The 13,376-nt window shown below is 49.7% G+C and carries 7 protein-coding genes; 5 read left to right on the top strand and 2 right to left on the bottom strand.

Annotated features, from left to right (window positions below):
• The first annotated feature begins 62 nt into the window (after positions 1–62).
• Together C7B82_RS34410 and treS are read left to right on the top strand one after the other, a co-directional pair.
• Entirely contained in the window at positions 63–197 is a 135-nt protein-coding gene (locus C7B82_RS34410) for a hypothetical protein (protein WP_281259039.1), read from the top strand.
• Positions 198–235: 38 nt separating this feature from the next.
• Positions 236–3,715, top strand: a complete 3,480-nt coding sequence (treS, locus tag C7B82_RS24315; protein ID WP_245940072.1) for a maltose alpha-D-glucosyltransferase — start codon at positions 236–238, stop codon at positions 3,713–3,715.
• Positions 3,716–3,887: 172 nt separating this feature from the next.
• On the opposite strand, the gene C7B82_RS24320 is transcribed toward treS, so the two are convergent.
• Entirely contained in the window at positions 3,888–4,880 is a 993-nt protein-coding gene (locus tag C7B82_RS24320) for a glycosyltransferase family 2 protein (RefSeq protein ID WP_219904674.1), read from the bottom strand.
• Positions 4,881–4,925: 45 nt separating this feature from the next.
• Complete coding sequence (locus C7B82_RS24325) at positions 4,926–8,633, bottom strand: non-ribosomal peptide synthetase (RefSeq protein WP_106259328.1); 3,708 nt, start codon at positions 8,631–8,633, stop codon at positions 4,926–4,928.
• Between the two features lie 904 nt (positions 8,634–9,537).
• Between C7B82_RS24325 and hppD the strand changes: the two genes are divergently transcribed.
• The 3 genes from hppD (at position 9,538) to C7B82_RS24340 (ending at position 13,186) form a co-directional block, all read left to right on the top strand.
• Positions 9,538–10,623, top strand: coding sequence for a 4-hydroxyphenylpyruvate dioxygenase (gene hppD / locus C7B82_RS24330; RefSeq protein ID WP_106259329.1), 1,086 nt, complete (start codon positions 9,538–9,540; stop codon positions 10,621–10,623).
• A 58-nt stretch (positions 10,624–10,681) separates the two neighbouring features.
• Positions 10,682–11,785, top strand: a complete 1,104-nt coding sequence (gene tyrA, locus C7B82_RS24335) for a bifunctional chorismate mutase/prephenate dehydrogenase (protein WP_106259331.1) — start codon at positions 10,682–10,684, stop codon at positions 11,783–11,785.
• Positions 11,786–12,103: 318 nt separating this feature from the next.
• The gene (locus C7B82_RS24340) at positions 12,104–13,186 is read left to right on the top strand and encodes a 3-deoxy-7-phosphoheptulonate synthase (RefSeq protein ID WP_106259333.1); all 1,083 of its coding nucleotides are present in this window, start codon (positions 12,104–12,106) and stop codon (positions 13,184–13,186) included.
• The last annotated feature ends 190 nt before the right edge of the window (positions 13,187–13,376 follow it).

Consider the following 13,376-nt stretch of genomic DNA (forward strand, 5'->3'; position numbering starts at 1 on the left):
ACCGTTCCACAAGCCCTCAGAGCTTGGGCTAATCAACTGCATCAGGTCTTTCATTTCCTTGTATGAAACCACCCTGCGAGTTCCTACCGCAGGGTGGGCTGTGGAATCATTACAGTGATTATGACGATCGCCCGTGGGACTTAACTGGGCGATCGTTCCTACCTTTGCAAGATGACGATCGCAACTATTTCCGCTAACTTGTTTACGGACTCAGACGTCAGTGGATGGACTAACTTTGAAGAACGACTCCTTGTGGTTTAAGAACGCCATTATCTACGAAGTGCCTGTTCGCGCCTTTGCAGACAGCAATGGGGATGGTATTGGCGATTTTCGAGGACTCACTGAAAAGCTAGACTATCTACAAGATTTGGGCGTCACTGCCATCTGGCTCTTACCGTTCTTTCCATCGCCACTGCGGGATGACGGGTACGATATTGCCGATTACGTGAACGTTAACCCCATTTATGGGACATTGGATGATTTCAAAGCACTGATGCAAGCCGCGCATCAGCGGGGCATTCGGGTCATTATTGAACTCATCGTCAATCACACGTCTGATCAGCACCCCTGGTTTCAACGTGCGCGCAAAGCGCCTAAAGGTAGCACCGAACGCGACTTCTATGTCTGGAGCGATACGCCTGAAAAATATCAAGAAGCGCGGATTATCTTTCAAGATTTTGAATCTTCTAACTGGGCGTGGGACCCTGTAGCAAAGGCGTATTTCTGGCATCGCTTCTATTCCCATCAGCCAGATTTAAACTATGACAATCACGCTGTGCGTCAGGCCGTGTTTGACGTGATGGATTTTTGGCTGGCGATGGGTGTGGATGGGCTGCGAATGGATGCAGTGCCCTATTTATATGAGCGCGATGGCACGAACTGTGAGAACTTGCCTGAAACCCATGCGTTTTTGAAGCAACTGCGCCAGCACGTAGACGATAAATTTCCGAACCGGATGCTCCTGGCAGAAGCGAACCAGTGGCCCGAAGATGCTGCCGCTTATTTTGGGGATGGCGATGAGTGTCACATGAACTTCCACTTCCCGCTGATGCCTCGGCTGTTTATGGCACTGCGGATGGAAGACAGCTTTCCGATCGCCGACATCCTCCAACAAACGCCCGCCATTCCTGATAACTGCCAGTGGGGCTTGTTTCTGCGCAACCACGATGAATTGACGCTGGAAATGGTGACGGATGAAGACCGGGATTTCATGTATCGTGTCTATGCCCAAGATCCAGAGATGCGCGTGAATCTCGGTATTCGTCGGCGTTTGGCTCCCTTGCTGGGGAACGATCGCCGCCAGATTGAGCTACTCAATGGCCTACTGTTGTCGCTACCCGGTACACCCGTGCTGTATTACGGCGATGAAATTGGCATGGGCGATAACATCTATGTGGGCGATCGCAATGGGGTTCGCACACCCATGCAATGGAACTTTGACCGTAACGCCGGGTTCAGTCACGCCAGTCCTCAAAAGCTCTATTTGCCTCTGATTGTGGAAGCGGAATACCACTACGCCACGGTGAATGTTGAGGCACAACGGGCAAACCCCAACTCGCTCCTTAATGCGACCAAGCGGCTCATTGCCATGCGTAAACGCTTTCAGGCCTTGGGCAGCGGTGATTTGCAGATTCTCCATCCCGATAACCGCAAAGTCCTGGCCTTCACACGCACCTATGAGGATGAACAAATCCTGGTCGTGGCGAATTTATCGCGCTTTGTGCAAACGGTGGAGCTAGATTTAGCCGCCTTTCAGGAGCGGGTGCCCGTTGAGATCTTTGGGCGCACCGAGTTTCCCCCGATCGAGGGCTCCTCCTACTTTCTCAGCTTGGGCCCCTACGCCATTTACTGGTTCACACTCAAGCGGCAACCCAGCTCCCTGCAAACCGCAAAGCCACAAGTTGAGTTGCCGATGCTGGTGATGACCAGTACCTGGCAAACCGCGTTCTCTCAGTTGCAGTCTGCGCAGACGCGTAGTTTTACAGCGGCATTAGAATCGCTGCTGCCAGAGTATCTAGCCAGTCATCGCTGGTTTGGTGGCAGAACGCGCACCGTACAGTCCGCTCGCATTGCAGACGCGATCGCCATTCCCTACAAAGACAGCCACGCGCAGATGATCGCCCTGCACGTAGACTACATTCAGGGCAACCCCCAAACCTATCTTCTGTTTCTGGCCTGTGCTACAGGCGATCAGGCACTACAGTTGCTTACCGAAAACCCGCAAGCCGTGTTTGCACGACTCCGATCGCAAAGCAGTGATGCGGTCGCCGTGTTGTTTGACGCGATCGTTGACAAGCAATTTTTAACCGCTCTGTTGGATAGCATGGCTCAGAAGCAGCGCTACAAAAATGCGGCTGGTGAACTGGTTGCCCTGTCAACAAAGCTCTTTGCTGAACGGAGCGGTGGCAATCTTGACTTCGACGCTGCCTTGCTGAAAGGCATCCACAACAATACGTCGATCATGTATAGCGATGTGAGTGGCAGTGGGGTTGTGGCTCAAAATCGTTTGATTCTAAAACTCTTCCAAAAAGTGGAGGAAGGCATTCAACCCGATTTGGAAGTGCGCCGTTTTCTGGATGAACAACAGCGCTTTGCGTTTATCCCGTCGATCGCAGGTACCCTGGAATACCACCGTCCTAATGCGGAACCGATGACAGTTGGCATTCTGCAAGAGTTCATCCAAGATACACGTAACGCCTGGGACTACACGCTGGACAATCTGCGCGACTACTTTGAACTGGTGGTGATGCAACCATCAGACATCGCCGAAGCACCCATGCCATCGGGCTCCTTGCTAGAATTGCTGACTGCGATCGAAACCGAGACTGCAACCACCAGCACCGACGCGACGGCGGTCTTCTTTCCGTTGCCGTCCTGTCCAGTCGATTTTTCGCCCTCCCAAATTCCTGCCTGCAAAGCGATCAATAATTACCTGGCAAACATGCAGCTCCTGGGACAACGTACGGCAGAACTGCATCTCGCCCTGGCATCGGCTCCAGACCAGCCTGCTTTTACTCCAGAGCCCTTTACCTCGCTGTATCAGCGATCGATCTATCAATACAGCCGCAATCTATCCGGGCATGTCTTCCTACTCTTAAAGAATCGGTTGACGTCCCTATCACCTGAGACACAGCGCCTAGCGAACCAAGTGCTGCATCAGCATGATGCCTGTCTACAACGGTTCCAATTGGTCTTGAACCATAAAATCAACACCTTGCGCACTCGCTATCACGGCGATTACCACCTGGGGCAGGTGCTTTTTACAGGCAAAGATTTCTACATTATTGATTTTGAAGGTGATCCGGCTCGAAGCCTTAGCGAACGCCGCATGAAGCGATCGCCCCTGCGAGACGTAGCAGGCATGCTGCAATCCTTCTACTACGCTGCCAATGTGGCACTCGATAACGAAATGGAAAGCGGCATGATCCAGTCTGAACCGCTACAGCAGTGGGCAACCTTCTGGGATCGTTGGGTCAGCGCCACCTTTCTCAAAGCCTATTTGACCACTGCTAATCAAGGTAGTTTCCTGCCCAAGACCCACCAGGAATTACAGGTGCTGTTGGACTACTACTTGATTGAGCAAGCCATCTATGACCTGGGACGCGAACTAACTAACCATTCCGAGCAAGTTCACATTCCACTGCGACGGATTCTGCAACTGCTGGCGATCGCTGATGAAGCAGGCGGAGCAGTTGTAGCCACCGAAACGGTTTGAAGCTAAGGGGCTTTCGTGACTTAGCCCCTTTCGGTAGCACCTTCGCAACAGCATCCATTGCTACCCAAACCCCAAAATCCAGAGAGTTTGGAATCCAGAGATGTTACATCTGATGCTCTACTTATAGATGATCTGTGTGAACAATTGGCGGCATACATTCTAGCAAGTTTCTTTACAGCCCTTTATTCCCCCACTTTAGAAAGACGCTGTTTTGTAGGGAATCTAGTAATAGGTAGGGTGGATCTGCATCCGGTTTGCATTGAATCGCTCGTCGCACTCTCCATAAAGCAAAACTCAATGACCAGGCAAGATCGGCTAAGGCGGCATATAGAAAACCGTGATTCTTCACGAAATAGCGTCGGCGAGAATCAAAGAGATACTGTGGCAATCGTTTAGGAGTGTCATCTCTGGTTGTTACCCCTGTACTTGCTCCTGCGATATGCATGACGCGACCTTCAGGGACATACCAGCAAGACCAACCGCTCCGTCTAGCTTGGAGACAGAAATCTGTCTCTTCGTAATAGAGGAAATATCCTTCATCCATTAAACCTGCTGATTCAAACACTTGCCGACGGATCATCATACTTGCCCCAGGCAACCAGTCTACCTGCTGTGGCTCGTTGGTCATTGTTTGGGGAACAATCCATTTAGCTAAGAGTTTTGACACAATTCCTAATCGCACACCATTCTCTAGCTCGCTCAATATAGAGGGAAAGCGAAACGCTGTAGACCAGGTTGTGCCATCTGGATTTTCAAGACCGCTGCCGACAATGCCGACATCTAGGTGCTGCTCCATAAAGCCTGTGAGTGCCTTGAATAGACCGGGACGCACCTGCGTATCTGAATTGAGTAGTAGGAAATACGAGGGTGGATTGGGGGACTGAAGTGCGGGGCGAATTGCCAGATTATTGCCATAAGCAAAACCGCCATTATGGTCTGAGGGCAAGACTGAAGCCCAATTTCCCCAACCATTGGTTGTAATGGCTAAATCAATTGCTTCTGCGGAGTGATCTCCAGATGCATTATCAACCACGACAACACAAGTGTCTGGACGTGATCTCACTTCATCTTCAAGAGAGCGCAAACAGTCAATGGTCAGCGAGGACGTGCGGTAGTTGACGATGACAACCATTAAAGAACATGGATCCGTGTTTTGATTAGTCATATCCATAGGGTAAAGATTCAGTTCACTCGGTTTTAGCTGTCTGGTTTAGCAGTCTCTAGAAGACGGCTCTAGAAGCAAAGATGTTTCTGATTGTTGTGCCACAAGGCTCGGCGACGGTTGGTCTTTGGCTACATCGGCGATCGCCGCATCAATGTAAGCTTGCATCTGTTTAGCCATGATCTGCACATTGGGTGCTTGCAACATACTGGAATGCCCACCAGGGTTGGTATGAACTTTGATTCCTCCTGTTGCCCTGTTGCCCCATCCCAACAGCGAATCACTGTAAATGTCAGCGTAGGGGGTATCGTCAATGGGGGTACCGTCAATGAGAGTACCGTCAAAGCGATTACTTTTTTGAGTTGCCAGGACAAGAAGCAGTTCTCCTTCATAGGGAGCCTGCGGAACATATTCTCGTTCGGCAAATTTCAAGACGAGCCGAACGGGAAGATTGTACAGAAAGGGTGGGATGGGTCGGTCTTGATCCAGGCAATACCGGAACAGCTTGATCTTGGTCTGGTTTTGAACTTTCTTAAGCTTTGTCTGGATCTCGTAGCTGATCAGGTTGTAAATCTTCTGACTGGCTTTCTTCAAAATCGAGAGTAACGGCGGCGGGTTCCCTTCTCCCCCTTGACTTAAGGATTGCGAAAAACTGCTCAACCGTTTATTGGCAATCAAACCACTTCGCACCGTTGCTTCCACATCCGCTGTGTCAATCAGCGCGACCATGGCAACAGTTTGACCCTGCATTTGCAGTTGGCGAGCGATTTCAAACGCTAGAAAGCCACCGACACATAAACCGCCCAGTAAGTAAGGTCCGTCTGGTTGAACGGTGCGGATTTGTTCGATATGGTGGGCTGCCATCTCTGCAATGCGAGTGTGTAGGATAGGATGGCGCTCCTGGCTATGGGGTTGGATGCCATAGACGGGATGCTCCGGCTTCAGGCAGTAGGCCAGATTTCGGTAGAGTAAGGTTTCGCCCTCGCCATCATGAATGAAGAACACTGGGGGTTGGGTGCCGCCCTCCTTAAGTAAAACGAGCGAGCTACGTTGATCTAATTGCCCTGGCTGATTGAGTAATGCTGCCAATTGCGCGATCGTTGGCGCAGTCAGAAGCGCGCTGAGGGGAAGCATTTTACCAAACACAGCTTCGATTTGAGCCATAAGGGATACAGCCAGTAGGGAATGCCCTCCGACCTCAAAGAAATTGTCATGGATACCAATGGGACTGATGCCAAGTGTGTCTTCCCAAATAGCCGTCAACTGCTGCTCCCATGCATCGCGTGGGGCAACAAACGCTTTGAACCCAGCCATGTTTTCAGGCGTCGGCAGCGGCAAGGCTCGGCGATCGACCTTTTGGTTGATATTGACTGGCATGGCGTCTAACACCACAAACGCAGCTGGAACCATGTAGTCCGGTAATTTCTCTTGCAGTACGCTACGGATGCTTTCAATCAACGGCGTTTGAGCCTGATCGAGCACTACATAAGCGACCAAACTTTTTTCGCCCTGACCCGCTTCACGAGCACCCAGTTCGCGTGCCATGACGATGCCCTCGCGTACACCGGGGATCTGACGCAGAGTGGCTTCAATTTCGCCTAACTCAATGCGCATACCGCGCAGTTTAATCTGAAAATCAGTGCGACCCAGCATTTCCAGATTGCCATCCGCGTCGAGCCGACCTAAGTCACCTGTACGATAGAAGCGCTGACCATCGAGCGTGACAAATTTTTCCTGGGTCAAGGCTTCTCGTTGCAAATAGCCCTTCGTCACACCATCGCCACCGATATAAATTTCACCCGGAATGCCGATCGGCACCAGGTTTTGATGGGCATCATACAGGCGCACAGAAACATTTGAAAACGGCTTGCCAACCCGGCTTTTGGTGATCTGCTGATCTCTAACAACTGGATAGGTACAGCCCATACAGCTCACTTCACTACAGCCATAAATCACATAGACTTCTGCTTGCTGAAACACCTTCTTCATGGTGTCCAGCAACGCGGCAGGCACCATATCACCGCCTGTAGAAACGTGTTTGAGCGCTTGGAAGGGCTTGAGGTCTAAATGATTGTCTTGAATATAAGCTAAGAGCTTTTGCAGCAAACTCGGTGAGGTATGAATCACGGTCAACTGTGACAGAGTTTGCGTCAGGCGCTTGAAATCTAAAATATGATCCCGTTCTAGAATCATGAGCGTGCCACCTGCAACCAGCGGTGACAAAAGCTCAAACATGGTGATACTAAAGGTGAAACGAGCGATCGCGGGCATCACATCGTGGCAGTCAAAACCAAAGCGCTCTTGAGCCACCAAAATGTAATTCACCAGATTGCCGTGGCTGGTTACAACACCCTTGGGCTTACCCGTCGTTCCAGAGGTATAAACTAAATGAGACGTTTGATCGAGGCGAATCTCAACTTCAGGGTTATGCGTGGGGAACGGCTGCACCAATGCCCAATCTCGGTCAAGACAAAGAAGATGGTCTGCAAGTGCGGGTAAGCGCTCCGCAAGGTGAGACTGAGTTAATAAGACTTTGGGTTGAGCTTCTTCCAGAATGGTGGTCAAACGTTCTGCCGGATGGGTTGGATCAAGCGGCACATAAACACCACCCGCCTTGAAAATACCCAGCAAACTCACTGCAATGTCTAACGATGGTTCAACACAGACTGCCACCCGTACCTCTGCACTAACGCCAGCAGACCTTAAGTAATGAGCCAGTTGGTTAGCGCGTTGATTGAGTTCTGCGTAGGTGAGCTGCTGATCCTTAAACGTCAGAGCGATCGCATCGGGCCGTTGAACGGCATGAGCCTCGATATAGCGATAAATCGGCGCTTGTGGATACTGAGCGGGGGTACTTTGCCACGTCACTAACAGTTGCTGTGTTTCCGCCTGCGTCAATAATGGCAGTTGAGCGATCGAGCCATCCCGATCGGCCATAAGACCCTCTAGCAGTACTTGAAAGTGACCTGCCAAACGATTGATGGTCTCTGGCTGAAACAGGTTGGCATTGTATCGAAGCACGCCTGAAAGGTTGTGTGGCTGCTGCAGCATAATCAGATGCAAATCAGGGCTGTCAGAGCGCCCAGGCGTTTGCAGTTGAAAGTCTGCTAGCCACTGCTCCTTCCCTTCAATGCGAAAGAAGTCTGTAATAAAGGTGACAGCAACTGGTAAAGATAGGCGTTGATGGCTTGGCTGACCTGTCTGGGTTCGATCCAGCAACGTGTTTGCAGGTGCTTGAATTGCTTTTAACGTTTCTGAAAGTTGGTCAATTAAGGCACGAGCACTTAATTCACCGTCGATCGGAGTACAAATTTCGACTATGCAAGCCTGGTTTGTTGCGTCACCTGGAAGCTTCAGTTCCAGATCAATGCTTTCCTGCTGCGTATACCGATAAAGGAGCGCATTGAATGCGGCTAGTATGAGCGATCGCTCATCAATCTCATCCTGTTGAGCCTGCGTCTGCAGAGACTCAACCAGGCGATCGGGCAAGGTAAGTGCGCAGTACTTGGGCTGATACGTTGTCGTGGGTGTTTTAAGAAAATCGCTTGGTAATTGCAAAACCGATCGGTCTGGGTCTACCGTCTGTTCTAGCGCTATTTTTTGAGGGGAAAGCGCTCGTTGATTATCCGTCTTCATTAGAGTCGACGTTTGAGTTAACAAGTTTGCTTTTGCCAAACCTACAGGTTCTGGCGCTGGTTCAGGGTTGATGGCTGAGTTTTCGGTTGAAGAAAACGTTTTTTGATTAGTGGCAACCATAACAAAACTCCTAAATTTTCATAGCAAATTTTTTCAAACGTGCTTACACGAATGAAGAACCATTACCAAGGGTTTTAACGATCACAAACTGCAGACTTAGTTAAAACGATGAGTCGGCAGGCTTAAAGAGTGATCACCAAAGGCCCGTGAAGTAGAATGCAAGATCAATTACAACTGTCAGCTACGGTAATCCTGAGTTATTTGATCATTAAAGCCCCAAAGCATTGGGAAACCCGGTAAAAATGCTGATATGTATGAAGCACTCATCGCTGGGACATCAGCATCTGAGCCTTAACATCAACGTTTATGTGCAGCAAGAAAAAACCATTGGCTAATTGCCGTTGAAGGTTCAGTCTTAACAGGGAATGGACAGCAAGCGCAGCGACAGTCATTCATGCAAGCGAAGGTTGTCGAGCAAAACTTGGCTGAGTAGATGAGTCTGAGGGGCCTCAATCACAATTTATGCGAGACTAACACGGCTTTATTTGGAGCAACCACTGTTCTCCAAAAAGTTCATCAAGAGAATACAAGCTACTCACCCTATGATGAGCAACGCGAACTAAAGAATAGCGATGATTAGAGATGCCATGAGGCTTCTACGGGATTACCAGTCGAAGCACGTAGGCAATTGGATTTAAACTTCCCGTAAATTCTCGGTCAAAAACGGCTGCATTGAGAAGGTTACGCTTTATGGCTTTCTTCCAATCGACCTTGAAAGACCACCAGGCATAGCTTCCGAGCAATCTTTACGAAGTCAGACTTTTTAATGAAGACTGCGTAATTCCACTAGGCATTTCTTCTAGAGAGCAAATAGAGTTAACCAATCAAGTCGATAAAACTCCTAACGAGTCCTGAGGCTTGGTTGGTGTGAAGCCTTTTCTTGTCATCTTTAAGAGAAATTACTATGAACGACAACTGCCCTATCAAAGGACTTGACCATCTGGAGTTTTATGTTGGCAACGCTAAGCAAGCTGCACTTGTTTACTCTAAATGTTTTGGCTTTACCACCACTGCTTATCGAGGTTTAGAAACTGGCGATCGCAAAGTGACATCCTATCTCTTGCAACAGGGAGAGATACGATTCGTTTTGAGTTCAGCATTAAATTCAGAGTATGCCATCGCACAGAGCGTTCTAAAGCATAGCGATACCATTGCCGTCATTGCGTTAGAAGTCTCCGATGCAGCAGTCGCCTATAAGCAAGCAGTTGATCGAGGCGCGATCGGAGCAATTCCACCGACTAATCATGAAGACGAGTATGGTGTCTTACGTTATGCGGCCATCCGTACGTTTGGTGACGTTTTGGTGAAATTTATCGATCGTAGCCACTACGTGAATAACTTTGCACCAGGTTTCGTCTCGCGATCGTCGGCATCCACCAATGAAGCCGGGTTGAAGCGGGTTGATCATATCGTTGGCAATGTTGAATACGGCGCGATGGATCAATGGGTTGACTTTTTTGTCAAGACGATGGGCTTTGATGTGCGCATGCATTTTGATGACCATGCGATCTCAACTGAATATTCAGCCCTGATGTCAAAAGTGCTGGAAAACGGTAGCAAAACAATTATTAATATTAATGAGCCAGCACCGGGACGACGTAAATCTCAAATTCAAGAGTATCTGGATTTTCATAACGGCCCTGGAATTCAACATATTGGTCTGGCAACCGATGATATCGTTCAAACGGTCGTTTATTTGAAGCAGGCTGGGGTTGAATTTCTACCCATTCCCCAAACCTATTACGACAATCTGGAAGACTGGGTCAAGGAGCTTGATATTCCAGTGAAGCAACTGGCAGAGCTAGGGATTTTGGTCGATCGCGATGACGATGGCTATCTCTTGCAACTATTCACAAAGCCAGTGGGCGATCGACCAACACTGTTTTTTGAAATTATTGAACGACATGGTTCACGCGGCTTTGGAGCGGGCAATTTCAAATCTCTCTTTGTCGCCCTAGAACGCGAACAGGCCGCACGGGGAAATCTCTGAACCAACAAACAAGACTGTCGTGAGTGCATGCAACAATTCTCTCCCTTTGGTAGTGATTATGAACACCTCTGAAACGCTCCGACAACTTGATCAAACGTTAATTGCACTTCTCAGCGATCGCATCTCACTCCTGGCAACACTAGAAACGCCTTCAAGGCAGGAACAGCTAGCCAATTACCAATCACAGCTGACCCAAGCGGGCGTTCCAGCCTACCTTTGGGATAGCATCGTCACCCATTGCATGGCAGCGTTAGCGAATGCACCATCACGTCACACGATTGTTGAGCCACGTAATATCACTGTGGTTGGTGGACGTGGTTTGATGGGATGCTTTTTTGTCGATCGACTGTCTGCAGGCGGTCACAACGTGAGTGTTTTGGAATATGACGGTTGGGAACATGCTGACAGACTGCTGGGAGGTGCCGATTTGGTGCTTCTTTGTGTACCGCTAAAGGCCACAGTAGCCGTAGTTCGGAGGGTCGCCCCATACCTTTCGCCAACGACAACACTGGCAGACATTGCCAGTACCAAGGTTTCCATTATGCAAACCATGATGGAATGCCATTCAGGTCCTGTCATGGGTCTTCATCCCATGTTTGGTCCGGGGCCTAGCTCCTTTTTGGGGCAAAAAGTGGTGACTTGCCCAGGGCGAGACCCCGAAGCGAGCCAGTGGTTGCTGGATTTAATTGAAGCGGATGGTGGCAAACTCATTAGTTGCACGCCCGATGAGCACGATCGCATGATGGTTGCAGTGCAGGCCATTCGCTTCTTTGCTAACTTCACGCTAGGGGCTTTTCTGGCAGAAGAGGGGATTGATATCGAACGCAGCCTTGAATTTGCTAGCCCGCTCTATCGCATCGAAATTAACACCGTTAGCCGTCTACTGGCACAAAGCGCCGCTCTCTATATTGATATTCTGCTAGCGTCAGACGAACGTTGTGAGGCGATTAAGCGCTTAGTCAAAACCTCCGATCGGTTAGCGAAGCTCCTGGCACAAGGTAACCGCGCCGCCTTAATCGAAGAGTTTGAAACCGCTCACAAGGCGTTTGGGGATTCACCACGAGCGCTCGAAGAAAGCAATCATGTCATCAGTCATCTGAGCACCTTTCTGGCTGCTAACGCAATGAAGACGAGAGCCAAGGTGGAACCAATCTACAGTTAATTAAGCCCATAAGGACGCAAGGCCCTGCGCCCCTACGAGGATAAGAGGTTTCTCAGCGATCGCCTTCAATCCAACAGGGTTGAAGGCACGACATACCAAGCTCGCTGCGCGACTCCAGATCAGCTGATCGGTACGATTTTTTGTAAGATGGGGTATGTAGTGCTAGTTCACGCAAGCGGCTTGGGTTCTCTGCCGTAATTCAACGTGCAAGCAGCTTGAATGCTTGTCAGCAGCTTGAATTTACTCACACCCATACTTCCTGTTGATCGTAATTGACAAACAACTGCTAAGGTTCTTCATTGAACTATTGACACCCACATGCCTAAGACCTCCGATCTCCACGTCATTGAGACTCGCCCGCTGCTAAGTCCAGCTTTTATTCACAGCGAGTTACCCATTACCGAGAAAGCGTCGGTCTTGGTGACCGAAACCCGCGATCGCATCCGTAATATTCTGCGGAGTGAAGACAGACGATTGCTGGTGATCGTCGGTCCCTGTTCAATTCACGATGTTGATGCTGCTTACGCCTATGGCGAAAAGTTAGCAGTTTTGCGCCAAGAATTAGACGATCAGCTGGAAATTGTGATGCGGGTGTACTTTGAAAAACCTCGCACAACGATCGGCTGGAAAGGGCTGATTAATGATCCTCATCTAGACGGCAGCTTTGACATCAACACAGGACTACGACGGGCGCGGCGGCTCTTGCTAGACCTGGCTCATTTAGGGCTTCCCGCTGCTACCGAGCTGCTTGATCCGATTATTCCTCAATATATTGCTGACGTCATTTCCTGGACGGCGATCGGAGCTCGTACAACCGAAAGTCAAACGCACCGCGAAATGGCGTCTGGACTATCGATGCCCGTAGGCTTCAAAAACGGGACTGATGGTGGATTTGGCATCGCTGTAAATGCAATGCTGTCCGCCAGTCAACCGCATCGCTTTTTGGGGATCAATTTTCATGGTTTAGCGAGCATCGTCACCACCACAGGCACACCAGATACACATCTGGTGCTCCGAGGGGGTAAACATGGGCCAAACTATGACGCCGTTAATGTCGAAAAGGCAGTCGCGGAAATAACGAAACATGGGCTAAACCCGCGAGTGATGGTGGATTGTAGCCATGACAATGCAGCCAAGGACTACACAAACCAGCCAATCGCCCTCCAAAACATTGCCGATCAAATCACAGCAGGCTCTCACCACCTGATGGGAGTAATGATTGAAAGTCACCTGGTGGCAGGCAATCAAAAGCTTGCCAAAGATCTAACCAAACTGGTTTATGGACAAAGCATCACTGATGCCTGTGTGGACTTTGCAACCACTGCCGACATGCTGCGATCGCTAGCGAACTGTCTTGCCAGAGCCAACCCTGAACAGAGAGCAGTGGTCGCTGTTGACTAAGGGATGTTGGCCAGGGGATTGAGAAGAAAGAGCGTCGGGTTATGTAGCAATCAGCAGTCAGCGGCCAGCTTTCGGCTCACTGCTGACTGCTGCTAACAGAATGTCTTTTACGATTTAAATCTGGCGATTTAAATCTGGGATCGCTATCGTTAGAAGGCATCATTGCGAAGGCATTCGTTTTGCTTGTGCG

The sequence above is a fragment of the Stenomitos frigidus ULC18 genome (assembly GCF_003003795.1).
GTDB lineage: Bacteria > Cyanobacteriota > Cyanobacteriia > Leptolyngbyales > Leptolyngbyaceae > Stenomitos > Stenomitos frigidus_A.